Annotated in this window: 30 protein-coding genes; 18 read left to right on the top strand and 12 right to left on the bottom strand. The window is 72.2% G+C overall.

Features of this window, described 5'->3' with window-relative positions; genetic code table 11:
- Nucleotides 1–15: 15 nt before the first annotated feature.
- A complete protein-coding gene (locus ACH4U7_RS34865) occupies nt 16–615 on the bottom strand; it encodes a helix-turn-helix domain-containing protein (RefSeq protein ID WP_398531777.1) in 600 nt (199 codons plus the stop codon).
- A gap of 87 nt (nt 616–702) precedes the next feature.
- On the opposite strand from ACH4U7_RS34865, the gene ACH4U7_RS34870 reads away from it, so the two are divergent.
- Nucleotides 703–1,233 (top strand): GNAT family N-acetyltransferase, encoded by a 531-nt coding sequence (locus ACH4U7_RS34870; RefSeq protein ID WP_398531778.1) that lies wholly within the window; start codon nt 703–705, stop codon nt 1,231–1,233.
- 85 nt (nt 1,234–1,318) lie between these two features.
- A complete protein-coding gene (locus ACH4U7_RS34875) occupies nt 1,319–2,611 on the top strand; it encodes a zinc-dependent alcohol dehydrogenase (RefSeq protein ID WP_398531779.1) in 1,293 nt (430 codons plus the stop codon).
- A gap of 80 nt (nt 2,612–2,691) precedes the next feature.
- Here the strand turns inward: ACH4U7_RS34875 and ACH4U7_RS34880 are convergent, their stop codons facing one another.
- Nucleotides 2,692–3,660, bottom strand: a complete 969-nt coding sequence (locus tag ACH4U7_RS34880; RefSeq protein ID WP_398531780.1) for a glycosyltransferase — start codon at nt 3,658–3,660, stop codon at nt 2,692–2,694.
- A 13-nt stretch (nt 3,661–3,673) separates the two neighbouring features.
- Nucleotides 3,674–4,129 (bottom strand): DUF2267 domain-containing protein, encoded by a 456-nt coding sequence (locus ACH4U7_RS34885; RefSeq protein WP_398531781.1) that lies wholly within the window; start codon nt 4,127–4,129, stop codon nt 3,674–3,676.
- Nucleotides 4,130–4,286: 157 nt separating this feature from the next.
- Between ACH4U7_RS34885 and ACH4U7_RS34890 the strand changes: the two genes are divergently transcribed.
- Both ACH4U7_RS34890 and ACH4U7_RS34895 read left to right on the top strand, forming a co-directional pair.
- A complete protein-coding gene (locus ACH4U7_RS34890) occupies nt 4,287–5,072 on the top strand; it encodes a class I SAM-dependent methyltransferase (protein ID WP_398531782.1) in 786 nt (261 codons plus the stop codon).
- A 46-nt stretch (nt 5,073–5,118) separates the two neighbouring features.
- Entirely contained in the window at nt 5,119–5,646 is a 528-nt protein-coding gene (locus ACH4U7_RS34895) for an NUDIX domain-containing protein (protein WP_398531783.1), read from the top strand.
- Nucleotides 5,647–5,846: 200 nt separating this feature from the next.
- Here ACH4U7_RS34895 and ACH4U7_RS34900 read toward each other — a convergent pair whose 3' ends face one another.
- Nucleotides 5,847–6,455: a sugar-binding domain-containing protein gene (locus tag ACH4U7_RS34900; protein ID WP_398531784.1), complete on the bottom strand. Its 609-nt coding sequence runs from the start codon at nt 6,453–6,455 to the stop codon at nt 5,847–5,849.
- 454 nt (nt 6,456–6,909) lie between these two features.
- Between ACH4U7_RS34900 and ACH4U7_RS34905 the strand changes: the two genes are divergently transcribed.
- Entirely contained in the window at nt 6,910–8,625 is a 1,716-nt protein-coding gene (locus tag ACH4U7_RS34905; RefSeq protein ID WP_398531785.1) for a GAF domain-containing protein, read from the top strand.
- A gap of 28 nt (nt 8,626–8,653) precedes the next feature.
- Here ACH4U7_RS34905 and ACH4U7_RS34910 read toward each other — a convergent pair whose 3' ends face one another.
- Nucleotides 8,654–9,391, bottom strand: coding sequence for a response regulator (locus tag ACH4U7_RS34910; RefSeq protein WP_398531786.1), 738 nt, complete (start codon nt 9,389–9,391; stop codon nt 8,654–8,656).
- 248 nt (nt 9,392–9,639) lie between these two features.
- Here ACH4U7_RS34910 and ACH4U7_RS34915 point away from each other — a divergent pair, with 248 nt between their 5' ends.
- Entirely contained in the window at nt 9,640–10,221 is a 582-nt protein-coding gene (locus ACH4U7_RS34915; RefSeq protein ID WP_398531787.1) for a hypothetical protein, read from the top strand.
- 142 nt (nt 10,222–10,363) lie between these two features.
- On the opposite strand, the gene ACH4U7_RS34920 is transcribed toward ACH4U7_RS34915, so the two are convergent.
- The 7 genes from ACH4U7_RS34920 to ACH4U7_RS34950 all read right to left on the bottom strand — a co-directional run bounded on the left by ACH4U7_RS34920 (nt 10,364) and on the right by ACH4U7_RS34950 (nt 16,292).
- Entirely contained in the window at nt 10,364–11,032 is a 669-nt protein-coding gene (locus ACH4U7_RS34920) for a CBS domain-containing protein (RefSeq protein ID WP_398531788.1), read from the bottom strand.
- An 83-nt stretch (nt 11,033–11,115) separates the two neighbouring features.
- On the bottom strand, nt 11,116–11,814 hold the full coding sequence (locus ACH4U7_RS34925) for a pyridoxamine 5'-phosphate oxidase family protein (protein WP_398531789.1): 699 nt from the start codon (nt 11,812–11,814) through the stop codon (nt 11,116–11,118).
- A 6-nt stretch (nt 11,815–11,820) separates the two neighbouring features.
- The gene (locus ACH4U7_RS34930; RefSeq protein ID WP_398531790.1) at nt 11,821–12,903 is read right to left on the bottom strand and encodes a zinc-dependent alcohol dehydrogenase family protein; all 1,083 of its coding nucleotides are present in this window, start codon (nt 12,901–12,903) and stop codon (nt 11,821–11,823) included.
- A gap of 112 nt (nt 12,904–13,015) precedes the next feature.
- Nucleotides 13,016–13,924 carry a universal stress protein gene (locus ACH4U7_RS34935; RefSeq protein WP_398531791.1) on the bottom strand — a complete coding sequence of 303 codons (909 nt, stop codon included), beginning with the start codon at nt 13,922–13,924 and terminating at the stop codon, nt 13,016–13,018.
- A gap of 19 nt (nt 13,925–13,943) precedes the next feature.
- Nucleotides 13,944–14,216 (bottom strand): SHOCT domain-containing protein, encoded by a 273-nt coding sequence (locus tag ACH4U7_RS34940; protein ID WP_398531792.1) that lies wholly within the window; start codon nt 14,214–14,216, stop codon nt 13,944–13,946.
- Between the two features lie 12 nt (nt 14,217–14,228).
- On the bottom strand, nt 14,229–14,900 hold the full coding sequence (locus ACH4U7_RS34945) for a CBS domain-containing protein (protein WP_398531793.1): 672 nt from the start codon (nt 14,898–14,900) through the stop codon (nt 14,229–14,231).
- A gap of 120 nt (nt 14,901–15,020) precedes the next feature.
- Nucleotides 15,021–16,292 carry an FAD-binding protein gene (locus tag ACH4U7_RS34950; RefSeq protein ID WP_398531794.1) on the bottom strand — a complete coding sequence of 424 codons (1,272 nt, stop codon included), beginning with the start codon at nt 16,290–16,292 and terminating at the stop codon, nt 15,021–15,023.
- 206 nt (nt 16,293–16,498) lie between these two features.
- On the opposite strand from ACH4U7_RS34950, the gene ACH4U7_RS34955 reads away from it, so the two are divergent.
- From ACH4U7_RS34955 to ACH4U7_RS35010, 12 genes are all read left to right on the top strand, one after another.
- Nucleotides 16,499–17,329 (top strand): MIP/aquaporin family protein, encoded by an 831-nt coding sequence (locus ACH4U7_RS34955; protein ID WP_398531915.1) that lies wholly within the window; start codon nt 16,499–16,501, stop codon nt 17,327–17,329.
- Between the two features lie 30 nt (nt 17,330–17,359).
- The gene (glpK, locus tag ACH4U7_RS34960; protein WP_398531795.1) at nt 17,360–18,877 is read left to right on the top strand and encodes a glycerol kinase GlpK; all 1,518 of its coding nucleotides are present in this window, start codon (nt 17,360–17,362) and stop codon (nt 18,875–18,877) included.
- Nucleotides 18,878–18,984: 107 nt separating this feature from the next.
- Nucleotides 18,985–19,497, top strand: coding sequence for a hypothetical protein (locus ACH4U7_RS34965; RefSeq protein WP_398531796.1), 513 nt, complete (start codon nt 18,985–18,987; stop codon nt 19,495–19,497).
- A gap of 6 nt (nt 19,498–19,503) precedes the next feature.
- Nucleotides 19,504–20,478, top strand: a complete 975-nt coding sequence (locus tag ACH4U7_RS34970) for an SRPBCC family protein (RefSeq protein WP_398531797.1) — start codon at nt 19,504–19,506, stop codon at nt 20,476–20,478.
- 30 nt (nt 20,479–20,508) lie between these two features.
- Nucleotides 20,509–20,970, top strand: coding sequence for a gas vesicle protein GvpJ (gene gvpJ / locus ACH4U7_RS34975; protein ID WP_398531798.1), 462 nt, complete (start codon nt 20,509–20,511; stop codon nt 20,968–20,970).
- On the top strand, nt 20,967–21,779 hold the full coding sequence (locus tag ACH4U7_RS34980) for a GvpL/GvpF family gas vesicle protein (protein ID WP_398531799.1): 813 nt from the start codon (nt 20,967–20,969) through the stop codon (nt 21,777–21,779). The genes gvpJ and ACH4U7_RS34980 overlap by 4 nt, the downstream gene beginning before the upstream one ends.
- 2 nt (nt 21,780–21,781) lie before the next feature.
- Nucleotides 21,782–22,033, top strand: a complete 252-nt coding sequence (locus ACH4U7_RS34985) for a gas vesicle protein GvpG (RefSeq protein WP_398531800.1) — start codon at nt 21,782–21,784, stop codon at nt 22,031–22,033.
- Between the two features lie 3 nt (nt 22,034–22,036).
- Nucleotides 22,037–22,408, top strand: coding sequence for a gas vesicle protein (locus ACH4U7_RS34990; RefSeq protein ID WP_398531801.1), 372 nt, complete (start codon nt 22,037–22,039; stop codon nt 22,406–22,408).
- On the top strand, nt 22,408–22,806 hold the full coding sequence (locus tag ACH4U7_RS34995; protein ID WP_398531802.1) for a gas vesicle protein: 399 nt from the start codon (nt 22,408–22,410) through the stop codon (nt 22,804–22,806). The genes ACH4U7_RS34990 and ACH4U7_RS34995 overlap by 1 nt, the downstream gene beginning before the upstream one ends.
- Complete coding sequence (locus ACH4U7_RS35000) at nt 22,803–23,600, top strand: GvpL/GvpF family gas vesicle protein (RefSeq protein WP_398531803.1); 798 nt, start codon at nt 22,803–22,805, stop codon at nt 23,598–23,600. Before ACH4U7_RS34995 ends, ACH4U7_RS35000 begins: the two co-directional genes overlap by 4 nt.
- A complete protein-coding gene (locus ACH4U7_RS35005; RefSeq protein WP_398531804.1) occupies nt 23,597–23,812 on the top strand; it encodes a gas vesicle protein in 216 nt (71 codons plus the stop codon). The genes ACH4U7_RS35000 and ACH4U7_RS35005 overlap by 4 nt, the downstream gene beginning before the upstream one ends.
- Nucleotides 23,790–24,155, top strand: coding sequence for a gas vesicle protein K (locus tag ACH4U7_RS35010; RefSeq protein ID WP_398531805.1), 366 nt, complete (start codon nt 23,790–23,792; stop codon nt 24,153–24,155). Before ACH4U7_RS35005 ends, ACH4U7_RS35010 begins: the two co-directional genes overlap by 23 nt.
- Nucleotides 24,156–24,165: the final 10 nt, after the last annotated feature.

Raw genomic sequence — 24,165 nt, forward strand, 5'->3', positions numbered from 1 at the left:
GCGCCCATGCCGCCCTCAGCCGCCCGAGGGGCGGGCCCGTACGTGCATCCGCTCGCCCTGCGCCCCGAACAGGCTCAGCACCTCGACGGGCTGGTCTCCCGCACCGGCGAAGCCGTGGGGGACACGGGTGTCGAACTCGGCGGCCTCGCCCGCGGTCAGAACGAGGTCGTGCTCGCCCAGCGCGAGCCGCAGCCGGCCGGAGAGCACATACAGCCACTCGTACCCCTCGTGCGCCTTCTGCTCGAGCCGCGCGCCCTCGGACTCGGGCGTCTGCCCGGCGGGCAGGATCATCTTGTAGGCGTGCAGCCCGCCGAGGTGGCGGGTCAGCGGTACGAAGACCCTTCCGTGCCGGGTGAAGGGCCGGGGATGGACACGCGGATCACCGGTGGCGGGCGCGCCGACCAACTCGTCCAGCGGCACCTGATGGGCCTTGGCCAGGGGCAGCAGCAACTCCAGGGTCGGCTTGCGCTGCCCCGACTCCAGGCGCGACAGAGTGCTCACGGAGATCCCGGTCGTCTCGCTCAGCTGGGACAGCGTGGCGCCACGCGCCTGGCGCAGCGACCTCAGCCGCGGCCCGACACCCGTCAGCACATGCGAGAAATCCTCATCCGTCACCCTTCTATTTGCCGGTCCGGCAACTGGCTTTGTCAAGTCGTCGAAATCTCGCTGCGCCGCCCGCCCACCGGATGTGACGATGGCGTCATGGCCGATATACGCACCGCACACACCTTTGACCTGGATCCCGCCACCCTCAAAGCGGCGCGCGCCCTCCTCAACGACGTCTTCGAGGACATGACCGACGACGACTGGGACCACGCCCTGGGCGGCATCCACGCCCTGGCCTGGGAGGACGGCGAGCTGATCGGCCATGCGTCGGTGGTGCAGCGGCGGCTGCTGCACACCGGGCGGGCGCTGCGCGCGGGCTATGTGGAGGGCGTGGCGGTACGGGCGGACCGGCGTGGCCGCGGACACGGCGCCGCCATGATGGCGGCGCTGGAGCGGGTGGTGCGCGGCGCCTATGACCTCGGCGCGCTGGGCTCCAGCGATGAGGCGAGGGACTTCTACGCGGCGCGCGGCTGGCAGCGGTGGCAGGGGCCCACCTCGGCGCTCACCCCCGAGGGCGTCCGGCGCACCGCGGAGGAGGACGGCGGAATCTTCGTCTTCCCGGCCGCGGTCCCGCTGGATGTGTCCGCCGAGCTGATCTGCGACTGGCGCGACGGCGACGTCTGGTAGTACGCGGGCCCGGCTGTTTCCTCCGCTCCCGCCTGGGCACCCCGGTAAGCCGGGAACCATCCTGTCGCCCAGGAAGAGAGCAACCATGAAAGCTGTCGTATGGCACTCCGTAGGCGACATCCGCCTCGAAGACGTGCACCAACCCAAGATCCAGGACGCGTACGACGCGATCGTACGGATCACCACCTCGGCGATCTGCGGCACTGATCTGCACTTCGTACGCGGCACGATGACGGGCATGCGGGAGGGGCGGATCCTCGGGCACGAGGCCGTGGGCATCGTCGAGGAGGTGGCGGGCGGGGTGCGCGACTTCCGCCCAGGCGACCGGGTGGTGATCCCCTCGACCGTCGCGTGCGGGGTGTGCAGCTACTGCCGGGCCGGCTACCACGCCCAGTGCGACCGGGCCAACCCCCACGGCCCCCTGGCAGGCAGCACCTTCTTCGGCGGCCCCGAGTCCGCCGGGGGACTGGACGGGCTGCAGGCGGAGTACGCCCGGGTCCCGTACGCGCACACCGGGCTCGTACCGCTGCCCGACACCGTGGACGACGCCCAGGCGATCCTGCTCTCGGACATCTACCCCACCGCGTGGTTCGGCGCCAAGCTCGCCGAGATCGGCACCGGCGACACGGTCGTCGTGCTCGGCGCGGGCCCCGTCGGGCAGGCCGCGATCGCCTGCGCCCGGCTGTGCGGTGCGGGCCGGGTCATCGTCGTCGACGGGGTCGTCGACCGGCTCGAACTGGCCCAGCGGCAGCACGCCGAGACCGTCGACTTCAACGCCGAGGAGCCGGTGTCCGCCGTCCGCGAGCTGACCGGTGGCATCGGCGCGGACCGGGTCATCGACGCCGTCGGCATCGACGCCGCATGCCCCGACCACGGCCCCGCGGCCGACACCCTGGCCGGGCAGCGCGAGGAGTTCACCCACGAGGTGCGGGAGACCGCCCCCGAGCAGAACCCCGACGACCAGGGCACCTGGCGGCCCGGCGACGCCCCGTCGCTGGCCACCCGCTGGGGCATCCGGATGGCAGCCAAGGCCGGGACACTGGGGATCGTCGGCGTCTACCCGCCGCAGGCGCAGCACTTCCCGATCGGCGAGGCGTTCCAGAAGAACCTCACCATCAAGATGGGCAACTGCCACCACCGCCGCTATCTGCCCCGTCTGGTCTCGATGGTCGCCTCCGGCGAGCTCGACCCCTCCCCGCTGATCACCCACTGGTCGGGCACCCAGGACGTCATCGAGGCGTACCGCGCCTTCGACCGCCGCGAACAGGGCTGGACCAAGGTGGCCCTGGGCATCGGCGGACCCGGCAGCGTGGCCCCGGGCCGAGGACACGCGGCGGGCACGGGCGCGGCCACCACGGCGGGCGCCCACGCCCATTAGCCCCGTTGGCCCGTTGGTTGTCAGCGGGCCTGTTCAGCGGTCACCTCCGCCGGCTGTTTCCGCCGGCTATCAGTCGGCTATCAGCGGGTCACCTCCGCCAGCAGCCGCTCCCAGTCGTCCAGGAAGCGCCCCAGCCCGTACCGCTCGAGCGCCGCGCGGCGGGCCCGTGCCCCGTCCTCGGCCGCCGCCCCCGGCTCCCGCAGATAGGTCCGCGCGGCGCGGGCGAGGACATCGGGGCGGGTGGAGAGCACACCGGCCCCCTCGGGCACCGCCTCGACTGCCTCGGTGGTGGCCAGGCCGACGACGGGCATGCCCAGATGCATGGCCTCCAGGAGGGACAGCCCCAGCGAGGTCCACCGCACGGGGTGCAGATACAGACGGCGGCGCGCCATCTCGGCGTGCAGCCTGCCCTGCGGCAGCTCCGCGCGGCGCAGCCGGTCCCCGGACAGGCCCAGATACGCGGCGAGCCCTTCCGTACGCGGGCCGAAGACGTCCAGCGGCGCCGCCCGGCTCAGCGCGGGCAGCAGATCGGTGCCGGTGGCGCGGCCGCGCGGGACCGGGTCGTTGACGACGACCGCGGCGCGGTCCAGCTCCCCGGTGTACAGATGGCCCGGGTCGACGACGCCGTGTTCGACGACGGTGGTGGGGGCGGTGCCGCTGTCCCAGAAGAGCTGGTTGAAGTGGGTGACGTGCACCAGGGTCACACCGCGCAAGTCGTCCCGGTCGGCGCACGGGTGGCGGGTGAGGGGGACGTGTCCGTCCGGCGTGTTGTGCTCCACGTAGACGGCGGGCAGATCGCGCCCGGGGCGGCGTCCGCCCAGCCAGCACTCGGCGAGCGCCGTCTCGTGCGGCCGCTGGAGGACCACGAGGTCGACCGGGGCGTCCCGCAGCAGCACGGGGCTCAGCTCGGTGACCGAGTCGGGCCAGGTGAACGTGCGCCCGAGGCCGTCGGGCCCGCGGTCGGGCAGGGCCGGCAGCAGATAGCGGTGCGGGCCTTGGACGAACGCCTTGGTCCATGAGCCGTGCACAGGCCAGATCAGGATGTTCATGCGCTCACTTTCCCTACTGGTCTTCTTCGCCCCCTCGGCCTTCGAAGGCCCGCGCCTCGGGCAGCAGCTCCCGGATATCGCCCGGCAGCGCCTTGTACAGCCGCTCCATCAGCTCCGGACTCACCGCGGAGTCCAGCACCTCGAAGAACACGCTCGCCTCCCGGATCGCCTCGTCCTCCGACGTCCGGGCGCGCCAGGCGATCCGCCCCGCGAAGCCCGTGAGGTCGAACCGCTCGCCGTGGTCGCGCCGGTAGGCCCGCTGCGCGGGCGAGGCCTCGTGGGACGCGGCCACCCGCCGCATGGAGCCGGCGGCCTCGGGCGGCAGCTGCGCCGCCATGTGGTCGGCCAGACCGTCCGGGATCCGCTCGGCAAGCGTTTCGAGCGTGGCGCGTACCGCCCGCTCCGCCGACCGCCGGTCGGGCAGCTGCGCCAGCGCCTGGACCTGGCTCGTCAGCTCTTCGTAGCGCATGATCAGCACCCCCAGCGTCGCGCTGTCGGCATCGTCGGTCGAGTGCCCACGGCCGCCCCCGCGAACCGCCGGTGGCGGGCCGCCGTACGCCCCTTGTTAACGTCGGACGAGCCGAACACGAGGGCAGGACCGAAGAGGGAGATTGAGGGGGCGGAGCATGGCCCGAGCGCCGCGCATAGAACTGGACTCACCGTTACCCGAAACGGTGGACGGCCGTCAGATCAGAGCCGTCGCCTTCCAGGCCAGCCGCCTGGAGTACGTGGACAAAACCCTCCGGAGCGTCGGCCTGACCGCGGCCGGGAGCCGGGCCCTGGTGGTGGGGAGCGGCCGCGGACTGCTGGCCCGCGGTCTGGCCGGGCTGGGATTCGACGTCGTCGCCGTCGACCCGTCCGCCTCCGCGACGGCGATCGCGCGCGAGACGGGCGAGCGGGAGACGGGCGAGGGGGAGCGAGCCGCGGTCCGGTACGAAACCGCGCCGCCGGAGGAACTGGGTGTCGCCGATGCCGCGTTCGATCTCGTCTACTACGCGGACACCTTCGAGGTCACCCCGGCCCTCGACCCGGTCCTGGCGGAGGGGGCCCGGGCGCTCGCACCGGACGGTGTGCTGATCTACGACACCGTGAACCGCACCCCGGTGTCCCGGCTGATCTACCTCATCGCCTTCCAGCGCCTGCCCATGACCCGGATCATGCCGCCCGGCCGCTACGCCGCGGAGCGGCTGCGCACCCCCGCCGAAATGACGGAGGCGCTGCGCCGCCACGGGCTGCGCAACGAGGACATCTGCGACTTCAAGCCCCGTGATCCGCGCAGCTTGGTCAAGGCCACCATGGACCGTCGCCGCGGGCGGATCACCGACGAGGAGATCCCGCCCATCGTCGACTTCGTCCTGGCCCCCGACACCCGGCCCCAGGTCACCTACCTCGGCTACGCCCGCAAGGTCTGATGGGCCACGGCGGCGGACCGGGCGGGCGCAGCGCACACTGGGCACCGTGACGGCAAAACGAAGCGCCGGAATCCTGCTGTTCCGCGGGGCGGAGGCGAAGGGGGCGGAGGCGGCGGACCCGGCGGCGGTGGTCCGGGCGGGGACCGACCCGGTCTCCGCCCCGCAGGTCCTTCTCGCCCACATGGGCGGCCCTTTCTGGGCGCGCAAGGACGAGCGCGCATGGTCCATCCCCAAGGGCGAGTACGAACCGGACGAGGCCCCGGAGGCCGCGGCGCGCCGGGAGTTCCAGGAGGAACTGGGCATGCCGCCGCCCCCGGGCGACCTCCTTGCGCTCGGCTCCGTCCAGCAGACCGGGGGCAAGGTCGTGACGGTCTGGGCGCTGGCGGGAGATCTCGATCCGCGGCAGATCGTCCCGGGCACATTCGAGATGGAGTGGCCCAGGAGGTCGGGGCGGCTTCAGGCCTTCCCCGAGATCGACCGAGTGGCCTGGCTGGATCTCGCGCAGGCGCGCACGAAGATCGTGGCGAGGCAGGAGGTCTTCCTGGACCGCCTTGAGGAGCGGCTGCGCGGCTGAGCCCGCGAATGTGCGCCGCTGGGCGGCATTCCCGGCCGCCGGGCGCGGGCTTCGTCCCGCGCCTTCGGCGCAAAGAGCCGCGGGAAGGAGGGGCGGTGGCTCCGGTCGCTCGCCGGCTGCGGGTCGGTGGGGGGAACTCCGGTTCGGGGGCTCCCCCCACCCCCTTGGAAAAAAGTGCTTGATACAGAGCAAGTACTCCATCAAGCAGATTTTTCCGGGGATGGGGGAGGGCCGGGGCAGCCGTCGACCCGGGCGGTCAGCCGGGCGTCTCGGTAGGCGGCGTCCAGGTCGGTCTTGATGGTGACGTCACGCAGATGGGTCGCCGGGGTGGAGTACAGGCCGACCGAGCGGAAGATGCCGGCGAAGCGCCACTGGTCGTAGTCCTCCATGTGGGCTCCCGAGCCCCAGCGGTGCACCTGCACCGCGACCGTGTTCCGGCCCGGGTGAAGCCGCTCGCTGATGTCGAACTCGGCAGGTGTGTAGCCGCCCTGGTCGTACCCGGCGTACGAGCCGTTGACCCAGACCAGACAGCCGCTGGTGACGCCCTCGAACCGGAGGAACGTCCGCCGTTTCTCCCAGCTCTTGGGCAGCTCGAAGGTCTTGACGTGGGCGCCGGTGGGGTTGACGTCGTGCGGCACCTTCGGAGGGTCGTCCGGATACATCTCGGTGCGGATGTTGCGGAACACGGGGTGGTCCAGGCCGTCCGTCTGCCAGGTGTGCGGCACGCTCACGCTGCGCCAGCCCGGCCCCGAGGTGCCGTGGCCCTCGGCGAAGAAGTCCTTGGGGACCTCTTCAGGGCGATCGGACATATGGATCTTCCAGGAGCCGCCGAGCGACTTGGTCCAGGGGGTGTCCTGGTCGCCCTTGAGCGCGCCCGCGGTGTTGTCGTACGGCGTCAGCGGCGCGTGGGCCGGCTCCTGCCCGACCGCGGTGACCTCGGGGTCCTCAAAGGAGCTTGTACACGTCCGCGGGCGGCGCCGAGAGGCTCCCCGCCGCGGCGGGGGCGGGGGCCATCAGCGTTCCGGCCAGGGTCAGCGGGATCAGTCGGGGGAGAAGGCGTAAGGAGCGAAGGAATCCGGGCAGGGGCATCGGCGGCCCACCCTTCTTTGATGCCGGTGTTCAGCCGGTATACGGGGCTTGCCGAACCAATCCGAAATCAACAGGGCCGAACATTAGCCAACGCGCCCTTTCGCGCCACGACCCGGACAGCATTCACCGCCCGCGGTGCGCGGCTACCGTAAGGAGAGGGAGGCACCGGTGGGCATGGGCAGCACGAAGAGCGCCAGGAATCTGCCTCGGCTGCAGCTCGACGAACTGCTGGACGAGCTGCAGCTGCGCATCGACGCGGTGCGGGGGACACAGGTCCGGGTGCACAGCCTGCTGGAGGCCGTGCTCTCGGTCGGCCGGGAGCTGGATCTGCCGCAGGTGCTGCGGCGGATCGTCGAGGCGGCCGTGGTGCTGGTGGACGCCGAGTACGGCGCCCTGGGCGTGATCGGCGAGGACCGGCGGCTCGCGGAGTTTCTGACCGTGGGCGTCGACGAGGAGCAGACCGCGGCGATCGGGGCACTGCCGTGCGGCCACGGCATCCTGGGCGAGCTCATCCGCCGCCCCGAGCCGCTGCGGCTGGCCGAGTTGTCCGAGCACCCGGCCTCGTACGGTTTTCCGGCGGGGCATCCACCCATGCATTCGTTCCTGGGGGTGCCCATCCGGGTGCGGGACGAGGTCTTCGGCAATCTGTATCTGACGGAGAAGCGCAGCGGTGAGGAGTTCGACGGCGAGGACGAGACGGTGCTGTCCACCCTCGCCGTGGCGGCCGGCGTGGCCATCGAGAACGCCCGGCTGTACGAGGAGGCCCGGCACCGCCAGCGCTGGCTGGAGGCGAACGCGGAGGTCACCCAGGGCCTGCTGTCCGGGGTGGACGAGAACCGGGTGCTCGGGCTGATCGTCGGACACGCCCGGCGCCTCCTCGCGGCCGACCTGGGGGTGCTCGCGCTGCCGGTCGAGGGGACCGCCGACCTCCAGGTGGCGCTCGCGGACGGCACCGACGCCGAGGCGCACCGCGGTCTGGTGCTGCCCTGCCGGGGCTCGTTCGCCGGCGCCGCCTTCCTCGCGTCCGAGGCCGTCACCAGCGTCGATGTCGAGAACGACCCACGGATCACGCTGGGCCCCACGCGCTGGACGGGCCTCGGCCCCGCGGTGGCGGTCCCGATGCGGACCGGCGAGGGGGTCCAGGGGGTGCTGTCGCTGGCCCGGGCGGCGGGCAGTGCGCCCTTCACCCCGGTGGAGACGGATATGCTGCTCGGCTTCGCCGGTCAGGCGGCGATCGCCATGAAGCTGGCCGAGCGGCGGCGCGACGCCGAGCAGTTGGCGCTGCTGGAGGACCGCGACCGGATCGCCCGCGATCTGCACGACCTGGCCATCCAGCGGCTGTTCGCCGCGGGGATGTCGCTGCAGTCCACCATGCGCTTCGTCCACCACCCGGAGGGCTCCGAGCGGCTGTTGCGGGTGGTGGACGACCTGGACGACACCATCAAGATCATTCGGTCGACGATCTTCGGTCTCCGGTCGCACGAGGCGGGCCCGGCCGCGCAGGGGCTGCGGGTGCGCGGGGCCAGGACGATCGAGGAGGTCGTGCCCGCGCTGGGGTTCACGCCCTCGCTGCGTACGGAGGGGCTGGTCGACACCGATGTGCCGCACGAGGTCGCGGACGACGTGGTCGCGGTCCTGGCCGAGGCGCTGTCCAACGTCGCCCGCCATGCGCGGGCCGGTGGCGCGGAGATCTCCCTGGTCGTCGGGTCCGGCCGGCTGACCCTCACGGTCACCGACGACGGGGTGGGCATTCCGGAGGGCGGGCGGCGCAGCGGGCTGCGGAACCTCAGCGAGCGCGCCGCGAAGCGCGGCGGGGAACTGGCGCTTGAGGTGCCGCCGGGCGGCGGCACGCGCCTGGTGTGGAGCGTTCCGCTGCGGCAGGACGCGTGACGGCGTCAGAGGGCGGCTGCGGACGGCGTCAGGAGTCCGGCCGGGGGGAGTGGCCGCCGGGGTGCCGTGGTTCCGCATGGGTGGCGATCACGGCCGCCTGGACGCGGCGTTCGACGCCGAGCTTGGACAACAGACGGGAGATGTGGTTCTTCACCGTCTTCTCGGACAGATAGAGCCGCTTGCCGATCTCCCGGTTCGTCATCCCCTCGCCGATCAGGGTGAGGATCTCCCGCTCCCGGGTGGAAAGACCGGCCAGCGACTCGTCCCGCGGCTGCGGCTCGGCGCTCTCCCCGCGCAGGGTGCTCATCAGCCGGGTGGTGGTCGCCGGGTCGAGCATCGACTGGCCGGACGCGACCGTGCGTACGGCGGAGACCAGGTCGGAGCCCTTGATCTGCTTGAGGACGTACCCCGCGGCCCCTGCCATGATCGCGTCCAGCAGCGCATCGTCGTCGTCGAACGACGTCAGCATCAGACAGGCCAGCTCGGGCATGGTGGACCGCAGTTCGCGGCAGACGGCGACTCCGCTCCCGTCCGGCAGCCGCACGTCCAGGATCGCGACATCGGGCCGCAGCGCGGGGCCTCGGGCGAGCGCCTGGGCGACGGTTCCGGCGTCGCCGACCACCTCGATGTCCGGCTCGGCGTCGAGGAGGTCGTGCAGCCCGCGCCGTACGACCTCGTGGTCGTCCAGCAAGAACACCCTGATCGGGCTGCTCGGGCTGCTCGGACTGATCGGAGTCGACGGGGTGTGGTGTGGTGAGTCGGTCATGGCGGCCTTCCGTCCGCACGGCTGTCGTGGCCCGGCCCTCTGAGACCGATCATGGCGCGCCCTGGGAGGCCGCGCCAGGGCCGAACGGACCCCGCGGTCGGGCGGCGGGGCCGATGGTCCCCACCGCCGGGTCTGCCCGGCCCTCGCCCTTGCGGCCCGCGCGTGGCAAGGTCGACAGAGGGAGCCCTTGCGCTGCCGGGCGGGTTTCCGCCGAGCAGCACGCGACAGCACCGACAGGGGGTGCGGCGATGAGCGCGAAGGCGCGGGGGCGGCTGTGCTGGAGATGGCGGCGCAACCCGCTCAAGCGGCGTTCGGACGTCGTGGAGGCGTGGGTCGCGCTGGTGGCCGGCCTGGTGATGGCGGTCGGCGGCGCGACCGCCGGTGTGGTCACCGCCGCCGCCGTGGAGCAGCCCCTGCTGGCGCAGCGCGCCGAGCGGCACAGCGTCCCGGCGCGGCTGCTGGAGGACGCCCCCGCCGCGACGCCCCGCGCCGACGGCAGCAGGGCCGACCGCGTCCCCGCCAAGGTGCGCTGGAAGGCGTCCGACGGCACGGTCCACACCGGTGTCGCCCAGGTACGCGAGGGGCGCGCGGCGGGCATGTCGACCGTGGTGTGGATCGACGCGCGCGGCCGGCTGGTCCACGAGCCGCTGACCCAGCAGGAGGCCGAGAGCCGGGCGGCCCTGACCGGCGCCACGGCGGCCACCGGCGTATGCCTGGTGACCCTGGCCGGCCGGCGCGTCGTACGGTGGCGGTTGGACCGCGGCCGGGCCGCGCAGTGGGAGCGGGCATGGGCCGAGGTCGAGCCGCGCTGGAGCAGCCGCGGCGGCTGAACCGCCGCGGCCACCGGCTACCGGCACGCAGGCCACGACAGCCGCAGGCGCGCAGGCCACGTCGGCCGCAGGCGCGCAAGCCACGTCGGCCGCAGGCACGCAGGTCACGGCGGTAGGTCGGCGGCCGGGGCCGTGGTGGCGGTCACGACGGCCGGGTGACGTGGTGGACGGCGGTCAGCTGGTTGTCGAAGTCGACCACGCCCTCGACCGAGCGGATCAGCCGCGCCGCCGCCGGGATCAGGGCGGCGTCTCTGACCTGGCCGGTGAGGGTGACCACGCCCTCCCGCACGCTCACCAGCACCGGCTGCCCCGCCGAGGCCGGGAAGAGATACGACACGACCTCGCGCCGCACTTCCTCCTCGATGTCCTCGTCCGCGCGCAGAAACACCTTCAGCAGATCGGCACGGCTGATGATGCCCTCCAGCCGCCCCTCGTCGTCGACCACGGGCAGCCGCTTGACGCGCCGGTGGGTCATGATCCGGGCGGTCTCGGCCAGCGTCGCGTTCGCGTGCACCGTAATGGCGGGTGAGGTCATCAGCTCTTCGGCGGTCACCGCGCCCGCCTTCACGATGTCCGGCAGGTCGCGCAGTTGGCCGAGCCGGGTCGGATCGCTGTCCCGGAACTCCTCCTTGGGCAGCAGATCGGCCTCCGAGACCACGCCGATCACCCGCCCCTCGCCCTCCAGGACCGGCAGGGCGCTCACCTTCCACTGCTCCAGCGTCTTCACGATCTCCTTGAACGGGGCCTCGCGGCCGACGGCGACGACGGTATGAGTCATCACATCACTCACGATGTGCGAGGTCCGATGCACCGGGACCTCCTTCCTTGCCTCGGCGGCGGGCTCCGCCTGGGCGGCAGACGACGACAGCTCCGCCGCGGTGTCCCGCCGCGCGCTCAGCGCACGCGGATCCGGCGCCCCGTGACGCGGGTGGGGTCGATGCGCAGCCACAGGTCGCGGCTGCCACCCGGCCAGGGTTTGCCATACGCGCGGCCGGCCAGGTGCTGTACCGCTTTCAGGTCGGTGACCCGCCGTGCCCGCCCCACCACGAGCACGCTCCAGCCCTCCCTGAGCGCCTCGTCGATGTGGTCCACCTCGAAGGCGACCTCGGACCCCGCGGCGGCGGCCGGGGAGGCGTCCGGAGCGGTGCGGAAGATCACCGCGTCGTCCACGACGCTGTAGTTGACCGGGAGGATGGTCGGCCCCCGGGAAGTGGACACCGAGATCCTGCCCACGCCATGGGTCGAGAGCCGGTCATAGCACTCCCGGGGGCTCAGCTCCACCAGGTCCGGGTGCTCGGGTTCCCGGCCGGGGCCCGGGCCGGGCGGCCCGGCCGCACCTCGGCCCTGGAGCTCGACAGCGGTGGTGTCCAGGGCCGCGGCCAGCCGCAGCAGGAAGCCCGGGTCGGGGGTGGTGGGAGACTCCTCCAGATGCTTCACATAGTCCGGCGCCGTGCCCGCCCGCGCGGCCACCTCCTCCCGGCTCAACCCCAGCCGCTCGCGCCGCCGGGCCACGCGCCGTCCGACGTCACCGCCGCCGCTGCCGCCGACGGCCGGCCGTGAGGTGGCCGGGTCCCGCCCTGCTGGTTCGGACATGGCCGATCACTTCTCTCCGTTCGTCCCGGTGCTCACCAGCGGCCTGGTGGGCACCCCGAGCGCGACCTTGAGCGCACCGGTGTCGGCCGCCCGCGAGAAGACGTCGTACGCCTCCTCCATCTGGTCGAGCTCGAAGGTGTGGGTGATGAGCGACGCCGCGGCGGGCAGCCGTCCGGTGGTCAGCATGGACAGCAGCGTGGGCGTGGTGCGGGTGTCGACGAGACCGGTGGTGATCGTCAGATTCCGCATCCACAGGTCCTCCAGATGCAGTGTCACGGGCCGTCCGTGCACGCCGATGTTGGCGATCCGCCCGCCGGGCCGCGCCATGCGCGTGCACGCCTCGAAGCTCTCGGGGGTGCCCACCGCCTCGATCACCGCATCGGCGCCGAGGCCCCCGGTGAGGTCGTCGACCAGCGGCTCGGGTCCCTCCGTGGTCTGCACCACCGCATCGGCGCCCAGCCGCTTGGCCGCCTCAAGCCGGGTGGACAGCAGATCGACGGCGATGATCCGGGCGGGGGAGAAGAGCTCCGCGGTGGCGATCGCGGCGAGCCCGACCGGCCCGGTGCCGACGACCGCGACCGTGTCCCCGGGCCGCACCCCCGCGTTCAACACCCCCACCTCGTAGGCGGTGGGGAAGACATCGGCCAGCAGCACGGCTTCGAGGGTGTCGGCCGCGCCGGTCAGCGGGTGCAGGGACAGGTCGGCGAAGGGCACCCGGACGTACTCGGCCTGGGTGCCGTCGATCAGCCGCCCCAGGACCCAGCCCCCGCCGCCGTGGCACTGACCGTATGCCTGCTCCCGGCAGAACCGGCAGCGGCCGCACGGCGAGACGCAGGAGACGAGCACCCGGTCCCCGGGGCGTACGGTGCGTACATCGTCGCCGGTCTCGACGACCTCGCCGACGGCCTCGTGGCCGAGGACCGTACCGGGCCTGACGTCCGGCACATTGCCGCTGAGAATGTGCAGATCGGTGCCGCAGATGGTGGTGGTGTCGACACGGACGATCGCGTCGGCGGGCTCCTGGAGGCCGGGGTCGGGAACGTCCTCCCAGGAGGGGCGCCCGGGTCCGTGGAAGACGAGTGCTTTCATAACCGCTTCCCCTCGGATATGCCCCCTAAGTCTTGATATACCCAATTGTCCCTGCTGGGCACGTACCGTGCATGGCCTCTCCCGCCCCGGTCGGCCTTACTCGGGGCGGATCTCAGTCGGGCCGGTCGATCGGGACGAGGACCACCGGGCAGTGGGAGTGGTGCAGCACCGCGTGGGTGACCGGGCCGAGCTGCGTGCCAAGACGGGCCGCACGGCGGTGGACGGGCAGGACCACGACGTCCGCCGCGCGCGAGGCCTCCACCAGGGCGGGCGCCGGGGCGCCGTGGGTTGTGTGCTCTCGCACCCGCACCTGCTCGAACTCCTCGCCCAGCGCCGCGACCACCTGGTGCGCGCCCGTCTGCTCCCGCTCGGCCCCCGCCGCCGGATCCTCCCGCGAGGGCAGCGGATGATCGCCGCCGAACTGCTGCGAGCGCGCCCCCGCGTACAGCACACGCAGCCGTGCGCCGCGGCGCACCGCCTCCTCGAACGCGTACCGCGCCGCGGCCTCGTCCGCGTCCGTCTCGACCCCGACCAGGACCTTGCCGTGGCCCGCGGGCCCGTACGCGGCCGGGATGTCGCCCCGCACCACCAGCAGCGGGCGCGAGGTGTGCGCGGCCAGCCGCAGCCCGACCGAGCCGAGCAGCAGCCCGGTGAAGCCCCCCAGACCGCGGGTGCCGATGACGGTCAGCGCCGCGTCCTTGCCAATGCGCAGCAGCTCCGGCACCGCGTCCTGTGCCGTGAGGGTGGGCACCACCCGCAGCTCCGGGGCCTGCTCGGCGACCCGCGCCACCGCCAGCCGCAGCACCGTTCTGGCGATCTCCACCGGGGTCTGCGCCTCGGTGACCACGCCGAAGGCGACCGGGTCGGTCTGCGCCCACGGCCAGGCGTGCACGATCTCCAGCGTCGACTGGCGGCGCTGGGCCTCGCCGATCGCTCGGTCCAGCGCGACCCACGCGCTGTCGGAGCCGTCCAGGCCCACCACGACCCGGCCGTTGAGCGGCGAGGTGTCGGAACGCATCATGGGTCGCGACCTCCCGCCCTCATCCGGGCCCTGCCTGGGGCGGCGGGGTCCGCCCGCGCAGAACGGCCAGCCGGGTCCGGTACTCGTCCTCGCCGATCTCGCCGCGGGCGAACCGCTCGGAGAGCACCCGTTCCGCCGGGGACCAGGGGACGCGCAGACCGTGCAGGCCGTGCTCCGCTTGCCGGAACAGGGCCACCGCCACCAGGGCCACCAGGGCCCACAGCGCGAGCATGATCAGGGCCAGCAGGGTGTAGCCCCAGCCGCTCGCCGCGTGGTCGTACCACCAGTACATGCCGGACCTCCTTCACCTGCTCGAGCCCGGCCCGCCGTTCCGCCCCCGCCCCCGGTCCGCCGCCTGGCCCTGGTCCGCCGCGGGTGCGCCGCTGAGCGGTGCCGCGTCGTCGACGCGGTAGGTGAGGCGGTCGACGACGGCCACCACCCCGTCCACCTGGCCGGTCATCCGCACCGCGATGGGCACCTCGCTGTGCCGCTCCAACTGCCCCTCCAGCCGAACCACCCCGTCGGTCACCGTGACGTCGACCGTGTGCGGCAGCAGCCACAGGGAGCGGACCAGCACCTCGTCGATCACCTCGGCGCGGATCTCGTGGTCCGGGCGGAGGAAGACCCCCAGCAGATCGCGCCGGGTGACGATGCCGACCAGCCGGTCCTCCTCGTCGATCACCGGCAGCCGCTCCACACCGTGCCGCGCCATGGTCCGCGCGGCGTCGACCACGCTGTCCTGCGGGCGCACGGTGATCGCGGGCCGCGACATCAGCTGCCCGGCGGTGCGGGCGCCGGACCCTGCTCGTAGATCGGCCCCCGAGACCACACCGACGACCTTCTCGTCCTCGTCCACCACGGGCAGCCCGCCGATGCGATGCCGCGCGAGCAGTTCCGTGACCTCGTGGGGCGAGGCACCGGAGCCGACCCGTACGACCTCGTCGGTCATCACATTGCCGATCTTGCGGTGCTTCATCGCGGGCTCCTTCTCCGCCCTGTACGACCAGCCTCGCGCGGCGGGACCCCGGGCCATATGGGCTGCCCGGGGGCCGGATGAGGGACCTTCGGCCCCCCTTTTTTCGGCCTCTTCCGGCTGTCAGCTCACCGGGAACAGCCGGTCCAGGTACGGATTGCGGAACTTCCCCGCCGGGTCGTACTCGCGCAGCAACCGCCCGAAGTCCGCGGCCCGTTCATAGCCCGCCACCACATCCCCGGGCGCGGCCGCGGTCAGCTTGCCCCAGTGCGGGCGCGCCCCCAGCGGCAGCAGCTCTTCCTCCATCGCGGCGACGACCTCCAGCACCGCGGCGCGGTCCGGCGCCCAGGTGAAGTGGAGGGCGACGCTGTCACGGCCGTACGCCGGGCTCAGCCACAGGTCGTCGGCGGCGATCGTACGGACCTCGGACACCAGCACCACCGGTGCGATCCGGGAGCCCAGCCGGCGCAGCGCCGCGAAGGCCTCGGGCGCCGCGCCGCGCGGGAGGATGAGCTCCGACTGCAGCTCCTCGCCACTGCTGGGCGTGAAGTCCGGCCGGAAGTGCGGCAGCCGCTCATGCCACGGCCCGGGCACGCCCGCCTGTCGGGTGCAGTGTGCGGGCGGCATACCGGGCACGGGGTGGCGCGGGCCGTCGGCCGGGCGGGCGCCCAGCCAGGGCTGGTCCGGCCGGGGCGGACCGGGCCGGTCGGCGCGGCACTTGAGCCACATCACCCCGTCCCCGGAGTGCCAGTCGGTGAACACGCTCACGCTGTACGCGGCGCCGGACACCTCGTCGAACCGGTCGGCCAGCCGGTCCAGGGGCAGCCCGTCGTAGACCCACTGCGCCACCTCGTACGTCGGCTCGATGTCCAGGGTGACGCCGGTGACGATGCCAAGGCCGCCCAGCGAGACCACCGCCCCGGCTAGCCGGTCCCCGTCCGCCTCCCGGCTCAGCCGCGTCAGGTCCCCCTCCGGGCCGACGATCTCCAGACCCGCCACCGCCGCCGCGAGGCTCCGCTGTGTGTTGCCCGAGCCGTGGGTGCCGGTCGCGCAGGCCCCCGCGACCGTGATGTGCGGCAGCGAGGCGAGGTTGGCCAGCGCGTACCCGGCCGACTGCAGGGCCTCGGCGACCTGCGCGTACCGCATGCCCGCGGCGACGGTCACCCGCGAGCCGTCGGGGTCGATCTCGACCCGGTGCGGCAGCCGGTCGAGTCGGATCAGATCGCCGCTGGTGTCGGCTATGCGATTGAAGGAGTGGCCGGTGCCGAGCGCGCGGACGCGTTCGGCGGAGCCGACGATCCGTCGCAGCTCGGCGACCGAGGCCGGGTGGTGCACCCGCGCCGCGCCGAAGGTGATGTTGCCGGCCCAGTTCGTGGGGGCTGCGCTTGTCGGCATCCGCGTTCCTGATCCTGTCTCACGAAAGTGTTCGGCTCCGGTGAAAGCGATCGGCCGCAGAGGCGGCCACGACCGTAGTACAGGGCCGCCCACCTCCCCGTACAGCCCTGAGCGCCGTGATGTTGCCCCGATCGGCCCAGCTGCGCGAGCCGACGGGGCCCGGCCTGTCCACGATGGTCGTCATAGCGCCGGAGACGGGTGGCCCCATGAGCGAGCAGAAGCGAGATGCGCACAGGACGGGGCTGATCGGCGAGCTGTCCGCGGAGTTCGTCGGCACCATGGTCCTCATCCTCTTCGGCTGCGGCGTTGTCGCACAGGTCGTCGCGGGCGGGCTCGGCGAACACGACAGCATCGCCTGGGCCTGGGGGCTCGGCGTGACGTTCGGGGTGTATGTCGCGGCCCGGCTCAGCGGCGGCCACCTCAATCCCGCCGTCACCCTCTCCCTGGCGGCGTTCAAGGGCTTCCCGTGGAACAAGGTCGTGCCGTACGCGATCGCGCAGACCGCCGGGGCGTTCGTGGCGGCCCTGCTGGTGCGCTGGAACTACACCGAGGTGCTGGCCAAGGCCGATCCGGGGCACACCCTCAAGACCCAGTTCGTTTTCTCCACCCTGCCCGGCAACGGTGTGCTTCCGGTCAGCGAGTGGGGTGCGCTGCGCGACCAGGTCATCGGCACCGCGATCCTGATGCTGCTGGTCTTCGCGGTCACCGACCTGCTGAACACGCCCCCGGGCGCCAACCTCGCCGCAGTCGTCATCGGGCTCATCGTGGTCGCCATCGGCATGGCCTGGGGCACCGACGCGGGTTACGCCATCAACCCGGCCCGTGACTTCGGCCCCCGCCTCGCCAGCTTCATCACCGGCTATGACACCGCCTGGCGGGATCAGTACGGAAACTTCTACTTCTGGGTGCCCATCGTCGGCCCTCTTGTCGGCGGCCTGGTCGGCGCGGCCCTCTACCGGATCCTGGTCAGCCTCTTCCTCCCGGTGCCGGGGCCCGGGCCGCAGGAGGCGGGGCAGACCCCGTCCCCCGAGACCTGAGCCGAACCACGATTCACGAGAGGCGGCAGGATGCCGGAATTCGTCGGTGCGGTGGACCAGGGAACCACCAGCACCCGTTTTATGATCTTCGACCACGACGGCGCAGAAGTGGCGAAGTACCAGCTGGAACACCGCCAGATCCTGCCGCGCTCCGGCTGGGTCGAACACGACCCGGTGGAGATCTGGGAGCGCACCAACTCGGTCATGCAGAACGCGATCCGGGCCGGCGAATTGTCCCCCACCGACCTGGCCGCGATCGGCATCACCAATCAGCGGGAGACCACCGTCGTCTGGGATCCGCGCAACGGGATGCCGTACTACAACGCCATCGTCTGGCAGGACACCCGCACCGACACCATCGCCGCCGCCCTGGAGCGCGACGGCCGCGGCGAGGTCATCCGCCGCAAGGCCGGTCTGCCGCCGGCCACTTATTTCTCCGGCGCGAAGATCCAATGGATCCTGGAGAACGTCGACGGTGTCCGCGAGGCCGCCGAGCGCGGCCACGCCCTCTTCGGGAACACCGACAGCTGGGTGCTGTGGAACCTCACCGGCGGCCCCGGCGGCGGCGTCCACGCCACCGATGTGACCAACGCCAGCCGCACCATGCTGATGAACCTGGAGACCCTGGACTGGGACGACGAGCTGCTGGAGATCTTCGGCGTGCCGCGGGCGATGCTGCCGACGATCAACCCCTCGGCCCACCCCGAGGCGTTCGGCCACACCCGCACCACCCGCCCGCTGAGCACCGCCATCCCCGTCACCGGTGTGCTCGGTGACCAGCAGGCGGCCACCGTGGGCCAGGTCTGCTTCGCGCCCGGCGAGGCGAAGAACACCTACGGCACCGGTAACTTCCTGCTGCTCAACACGGGCACCGAACTCGTCCGTTCCCACAACGGGCTGCTCACCACCGTGGCGTACCGGTTCGGCGACGGCCCCACCGTCTACGCCCTGGAGGGCTCCATCGCGGTGACCGGCTCGGCCGTGCAGTGGCTGCGCGACCAGCTGAAGGTCATCGACGACGCGGCCGCGAGCGAGCGGCTGGCCCGCACGGTCGAGGACAGCGGCGGGATCTACTTCGTCCCGGCCTTCTCCGGGTTGTTCGCCCCGTACTGGCGCTCCGACGCGCGCGGCGCGATCGTCGGCCTGTCCCGCTACCACAGCGGCGGCCATCTGGCGCGGGCCACGCTGGAGGCCATCTGCTATCAGAGCCGGGACGTGGTGGAGGCCATGGACCAGGATTCCGGTGTCCACCTCGACGTGCTCAAGGTGGACGGCGGGGTCACCGCGAACGACCTGTGCATGCAGATCCAGGCCGATGTCCTCGGCGTCCCGGTCAGCCGCCCCCGAATCGCCGAGACCACCGCGCTGGGCGCCGCCTACGCCGCGGGCCTGGCCACCGGGTTCTGGCGCGACACCGATGAGCTGCGCTCGCATTGGCAGGAGTCCAGGCGGTGGGAGCCCCAGTGGAGCCGGGAGCGGCGGGAAGAGGGCTACGCGGGGTGGAAACGGGCCGTCGAACGCACGCTTGATTGGGTGAAGGTTCAATAACTCCCTCGCTCCGGAGCGCCCCCGCGCCGCGAACCGATAGGCCGAATGCCTCATACTGGGTCATATATCCACATAATGCGCTCACCCGACAGGGGAGGTATGAGCGGATGACGAACAACGGCCAGGTGGCGCTCGCCTTCACCAGCGGCTATCTGCTCGGGCGCGGCCACCGGATGCGATCGGCGCTCGCCCTCGCCGGCCTGACCGCCGGCAAGCGGCTCGTGTCGGGCCGGGGCGTGCCGGGTCCGGTGCAAGGGACCCCCTCCGAGCTCGGCAAACTCGGCCACGAGGTCCGCGACCAACTGGTGGCCGCGGGGCGCTCGGCGGCCATGTCGGCGGCCAGCCACCGCATCGACGCGCTGAGTGACCGGCTGGAGCACCGCGCTGAGGCGCTGCGCTCCGGCGACGGCCACAAGGGAACCAAGGAGGCCAAGGAATCCAAGGCCGAAGAGGCTAAGGGGGCCGAAGAGGCTAAGGGGGCCGGGGAAGCCAAGGAAACGGACGAGGACACGGGGACCAGGGAAACCGGTGAGGCCAGGCGCAAAAGGACGGCCGATCGTCCGGAGCGGCCCAGGAAGAAGGTCGGTGCTGGAGGGTCCGAGCGGCGAAGCCGAGGGTGAGAGTCCATGGCTGAACGAGCCGACGGGCAGCGGCATTTGGGCGCCCTCTCCACGCTGACCGAGGAACTGCCCACCGAGCGGCTGATGAAGGAGACACAGAACCTGCTCACCGCGCTCGGCGAGCGGGCGCTGAGCACGGTCACCCACCTCGGGGAGGGCGGCGGCGTCGGGCTCAAGTCGCCGGTGAAGCCGCTGCTCAAGATGGGTGCGCAGCAGGTCTTGGAGAAGGCCGAGGACAAGGTCAAGGACGCCGTGCCGCTCCTCGGCGGTGGAGGCGACGGCGGCAAGGGCAAGAAGCTCAAGGTCACCAATATCGTCGAGCAGATCGACGTCGGCGTCCCCGTCTCGGTCGCCTACGACCAGTGGACGCGGTTCGAGGACTTCCCCGGCTTCATGAAGAAGGTGGAGGACGTCGAGCAGACGAGCGACGAGGAGGTCGACTGGAAGGCCCAGATCTTCCTCTCGCACCGCGAGTGGCACGCCGAGATCATCGACCAGGTGCCCGACCAGCACATCGTATGGCGGTCCCGGGGCCAGAAGGGCCATGTGGACGGCGCGGTCACCTTCCATGAGGTCGCCCCCGCCCTCACCCGGATCCTGCTGGTCCTCCAGTACCACCCGCAGGGCTTCTTCGAGCACACCGGCAACCTCTGGCGGGCCCAGGGCCGCCGCGCGCGGCTGGAGCTCAAGCACTACCGCCGCCATGTCATGTCCGAGGTTCTCCTCCACCCCGACGAGGTCCAGGGCTGGCGCGGTGAGATCCACGACGGCGAGGTCGTCCCCGCGAAGGACGAGAAGCGCGAGGAAGAGGAGCCCAGGGACGAGTACGAGGAAGAGGACCAGTACGACGAAGGCGACGAGTACGACGAGGAACGCGGCGCCCGCGGCGGCGAGGACGAGTACGTCGAAGAGGCGGACGAGGAAGGCGAGTACGGGGAGGAGGATGAGGACGAGGAGCCCCAGCGGCGCTCGCGCCGCTGACGAACCCCTGCCCCGGAACGGGTGAGCGTGGTGACCGTAGCAAAGCAGCAGGGCGGCTATCTGGACCGGCCCTCCGCCAGCGGTCTGGCCGACGTGGTCGGCGTGATCCTGGACAAGGGACTGGTCATCGACGTCTACGTCCGGGTGTCGCTGGTCGGCATCGAGCTGCTGACGGTGGACGCCCGCATCGTCGTCGCCAGCGTCGATACGTATCTCAAGTTCGCCGAGGCGACGAGCCGGCTCGACATCGCCCGCAGCGGGACCGAGACCCGCGGCCTTCCGGGCCTGATGGACGAGTTGCGCGAGGGCGGCGCACGCCAGAAGACCAAGGGCGCGCTCGAGGGCGTCACGGAGAAGGTCAGCGATCTCCTGCATCCCGCCGACGACGAGGAAGGCGAAGAGGAGAGAGAAGAGGCGCCGCGCCGACGCGACGCCGAGGACAGGCCCCGGCGCAGGACGAGCCGGCCGAGTGACAGGGAGCGCGAGCGGTGACGGCCGAGGACGGACACGCCTGCTACGTGTACGGGGTGGTCCCCGACGAGAAGGGCGCACAGGGTGAACGGGCCGACCAGGCGGTCAAGGACCTGCCCGCCGTCGGCACCGTCAAAGACCAAGAGGCCCCGATCACTTTCATCAGGCACGGCGGGCTGGCCGCGGTGGTGAGCGAGGTGCCCACGAGCAAGCCGCTCGGCACCCCCGACGATCTGCGCGCCCACGCCGCGGTGCTGGACACGCTGGCCGCCTCGGGCATGCCCGTACTGCCGTTGCGGTTCGGCACGGTGGTGCGGGATTCGCGGGCGGTGGCCGATGAACTGCTGACCGAGGGCCAGGACGATTTCGGCTGGGCCCTCGACCGGCTCCGGGGCAGCGTGCAGTTCACCCTCAGGGCGCGCTATGTCCAGGACGAGGTGTTGCGCGAGGTGCTGGAGGAACACGTCGAGGCCAGGCGGCTGCGCGAGGAGCTGGAAGGGCTGCCGGAGGCCGCCGGATACGACCTGCGCATTCAGCTGGGACAACTGGTCGTGGAGGCCGTCGGCGCCAAGCGGGAGGCGGACGCCCGGGAGATCGAGCACCGGCTGGCGCCGTTCGCGCTCGCGGTGGCGACCTCGGAGCCGGCGTCCGCCGAAGGGGTCGTGAACGCCGCCTTCCTGATCGAGGACAAGAGGCGCGAGGCGTTCGAGCAGGCCGCGGAGGAGTTGGCCCGGCAGTGGCACGGCCGGGTCCGGCTGCGGCTGCTGGGGCCGCTGGCCCCGTACGACTTCGTGGCCGACGTGCTGCGCCAAGGGGACGAAGGCGGCTAGCCATGGGCCTGATCACCGGATTGCTGACCCTTCCGCTCGCACCGGTGCGCGGTGTGGCGTGGATCGCCGAGCAACTGCGCCAGGAGGCGCTGCGGGAGCTGTACGACCCCACGGTGATCCACCAGCGCCTGGAGGAGGTCGCGGAGGCCCGCGAGTCCGGCGAACTGTCCGACGAGGAGGCGACGGAGCTGGAGAGCGAACTGGTCGACCGGCTGATGCAGGGCCCGCAGTCGGCCGGGGGCCTGGAGGTGTGAGCCGTGTCCCGTGCGGAACGGGACGACCGCGGCGACGAGCGGGGCCGCGGGTACGACGAGCGGGACCGGGACCGGGCCCGCCGCGAGGACCGTGGGCAAGACCGCCCCCGGCGGCGGCCCATGGACGCCCGCGGGGCCGCGGTGAGCGCCGTACGTCAGGTGTGGGAGCTGACCGGGGAGGAGCCCGAGGGCGTGGTCTCGCTGGAGCGTGGCGAGGAGGGCTGGACCGTCGGCGTCGAGGTGGTGGAGATCCACCGGGTGCCGGACACCGCGGACCTCCTCGCCCTCTACCGGGTCACGGTGGACGACCACGGCGAACTCGTCTCCTACCGGCGCGGCAAGCGCTACTCCCGGGGCCTGCCGGAGGAGGGCTGATGAGCGAGAACTTCGGCCAGGACCGCGGGTTCGTACCGAGTCGGCGCGTGGGCGCCACCCGCGAGCCCGCCCGCCACGAACCCGCGAACCTGGCCGACATCCTTGAGCGCGTACTCGACAAAGGGATCGTGATCGCGGGGGACATCCGGATCAATCTGCTGGACATCGAACTGCTCACGATCAAGATCCGGCTGCTGGTGGCCTCCGTCGACCGGGCCCGTGAGATGGGCATCGACTGGTGGGAGCACGACCCCACGCTCTCCTCCGGCGCCCGGGACGTCCTGGAGGAGAACGAACAGCTGCGGCGGCGGATCGGCGAGTTGGAGAGCAGCCGCGGCGAGCGCCGGGACCAGCGGCGAGAACAGCAAGAAGGCAGTGAAGGAGAGGGGCAAGGGTGACCGGGCCCGAGGCCACGTGGCTGTACGCGGTGACATCCGCCGACGTGGCCGACGCCGGTGTGCCCGCGGGCCTCACCGGCGTGGCGGACGAGCCGGTGCGCGTGGTCGAGGGCGGGGGACTGGCGGCCGTGGTCGGTTCCGTACCGCGGAGCGACTTCGACGAGCGGGCGCTGCGCGAGCACTTGGAGGATCTGCGCTGGCTGGAGCGGGCGGCGCGCGCCCACCACCGGGTCATCGACGCCGCCGCAGGCCGGCGCCATGTCGTCCCGCTGCGCTTCGCGACGCTCTACCACGACGACGAACGGGTCCGCGCCATGCTGGTGGAGCGGCAAGCGGACTTCGCGGCAGCGCTGCGGCGGGTGGCCGGGCGGACCGAGTGGGGCGTAAAGGCCTATGTCGATCCCCGGGCCTTCCTCCCGGACCCCGCCGAGGACGCGGCCGAGGGCGGCGGGCGGCCCGGCGCCGCCTATCTCGCACGCCGCCGCACCCAGCGGCAGGAGCAGGAGACGGCCCATCTGCGCGCCACCGAGCGGGCGGAGGAGGTTCACGCGACCCTGGCCGAGCTGGCGGTCGCCACCGCCGAACACCCGCCGCAGGACGCGGCGCTCGCCGCGTACGAGGGGTGGATGGTCCTCAACAACTCCTATCTGGTGCCGGATGAGCGCACCGACGCGTTCGCGGCCGCCGTGACCGCGCTCGGGGAGCGCTTCCCCGAGGTCGGCCTGGAGCTCAGCGGCCCATGGCCGCCGTACTCGTTCACGGCCCTGCCGCGGCCGGAGGTGGAGGAGCCGTGACGGGCGCGGTCGAACGGCGTGAGGTGGCCCTGGTGGACCTGCTCGACCGGGTGCTGGCGGGAGGGGTCGTGATCAGCGGGGAGATCACCTTGTGCATCGCCGACATCGATCTCGTGCGCATCTCCCTTCGGGCACTGATCGCTTCCGTACGAGTGGAAGCCGGAGTGGAAGCCGGAGTGGAAGCCGAAGATGACCACCGACCGCACTCCTGACGACCGGCGCCCCGAGCACCACGACCGGCGCCCCGATCACCGCTTCCACGACGAGCGCCGTCCCGGCGACCCGCGGCGCATCACCGTGGACCCCGAGTCGGTGCGGCACAGCCTGGCCGGCCTGGTGCTGACCATCGTGGAGCTGCTGCGCCAGCTGATGGAGCGTCAGGCGCTGCGCCGGGTCGACCAGGGCGACCTCAGCGACGAGCAGATCGAGGAACTGGGGCTGACCCTGATGGCCCTGGAGAAGAACATGGCCGAGCTGCGCGAGCACTTCGGCCTGACCCAGGACGACCTCAACATCGACCTCGGCCCGCTGGGCCCGCTGCTTCCCCGCGACTAGCCGGGGGCCT

The sequence above is a fragment of the Streptomyces sp. NPDC020845 genome (assembly GCF_044334165.1).
Taxonomy (GTDB): domain Bacteria; phylum Actinomycetota; class Actinomycetes; order Streptomycetales; family Streptomycetaceae; genus Streptomyces.

Excerpts from the sequence above, each read along its gene's own strand:
- ACH4U7_RS34870 (WP_398531778.1), top strand. The coding sequence starts at position 703 with ATGGCCGATATACGCACCGCACACACCTTTGACCTGGATCCCGCCACC.
- ACH4U7_RS34900 (WP_398531784.1), bottom strand. The coding sequence starts at position 6,455 with ATGTCCGATCGCCCTGAAGAGGTCCCCAAGGACTTCTTCGCCGAGGGC.
- ACH4U7_RS34885 (WP_398531781.1), bottom strand. The coding sequence starts at position 4,129 with ATGCGCTACGAAGAGCTGACGAGCCAGGTCCAGGCGCTGGCGCAGCTG.
- ACH4U7_RS34875 (WP_398531779.1), top strand. The coding sequence starts at position 1,319 with ATGAAAGCTGTCGTATGGCACTCCGTAGGCGACATCCGCCTCGAAGAC.
- ACH4U7_RS34970 (WP_398531797.1), top strand. The coding sequence starts at position 19,504 with ATGGCTGAACGAGCCGACGGGCAGCGGCATTTGGGCGCCCTCTCCACG.
- ACH4U7_RS34925 (WP_398531789.1), bottom strand. The coding sequence starts at position 11,814 with ATGTCCGAACCAGCAGGGCGGGACCCGGCCACCTCACGGCCGGCCGTC.
- ACH4U7_RS34905 (WP_398531785.1), top strand. The coding sequence starts at position 6,910 with ATGGGCAGCACGAAGAGCGCCAGGAATCTGCCTCGGCTGCAGCTCGAC.
- ACH4U7_RS34985 (WP_398531800.1), top strand. The coding sequence starts at position 21,782 with ATGGGCCTGATCACCGGATTGCTGACCCTTCCGCTCGCACCGGTGCGC.
- ACH4U7_RS34890 (WP_398531782.1), top strand. The coding sequence starts at position 4,287 with ATGGCCCGAGCGCCGCGCATAGAACTGGACTCACCGTTACCCGAAACG.
- ACH4U7_RS34995 (WP_398531802.1), top strand. The coding sequence starts at position 22,408 with ATGAGCGAGAACTTCGGCCAGGACCGCGGGTTCGTACCGAGTCGGCGC.
- ACH4U7_RS35010 (WP_398531805.1), top strand. The coding sequence starts at position 23,790 with ATGACCACCGACCGCACTCCTGACGACCGGCGCCCCGAGCACCACGAC.
- ACH4U7_RS34910 (WP_398531786.1), bottom strand. The coding sequence starts at position 9,391 with ATGACCGACTCACCACACCACACCCCGTCGACTCCGATCAGTCCGAGC.
- ACH4U7_RS34965 (WP_398531796.1), top strand. The coding sequence starts at position 18,985 with ATGACGAACAACGGCCAGGTGGCGCTCGCCTTCACCAGCGGCTATCTG.
- ACH4U7_RS34915 (WP_398531787.1), top strand. The coding sequence starts at position 9,640 with ATGAGCGCGAAGGCGCGGGGGCGGCTGTGCTGGAGATGGCGGCGCAAC.
- ACH4U7_RS34940 (WP_398531792.1), bottom strand. The coding sequence starts at position 14,216 with ATGTACTGGTGGTACGACCACGCGGCGAGCGGCTGGGGCTACACCCTG.
- ACH4U7_RS34950 (WP_398531794.1), bottom strand. The coding sequence starts at position 16,292 with ATGCCGACAAGCGCAGCCCCCACGAACTGGGCCGGCAACATCACCTTC.
- ACH4U7_RS34945 (WP_398531793.1), bottom strand. The coding sequence starts at position 14,900 with ATGAAGCACCGCAAGATCGGCAATGTGATGACCGACGAGGTCGTACGG.
- ACH4U7_RS34880 (WP_398531780.1), bottom strand. The coding sequence starts at position 3,660 with ATGAACATCCTGATCTGGCCTGTGCACGGCTCATGGACCAAGGCGTTC.
- glpK (WP_398531795.1), top strand. The coding sequence starts at position 17,360 with ATGCCGGAATTCGTCGGTGCGGTGGACCAGGGAACCACCAGCACCCGT.
- ACH4U7_RS34930 (WP_398531790.1), bottom strand. The coding sequence starts at position 12,903 with ATGAAAGCACTCGTCTTCCACGGACCCGGGCGCCCCTCCTGGGAGGAC.
- ACH4U7_RS34955 (WP_398531915.1), top strand. The coding sequence starts at position 16,499 with ATGAGCGAGCAGAAGCGAGATGCGCACAGGACGGGGCTGATCGGCGAG.
- ACH4U7_RS34935 (WP_398531791.1), bottom strand. The coding sequence starts at position 13,924 with ATGATGCGTTCCGACACCTCGCCGCTCAACGGCCGGGTCGTGGTGGGC.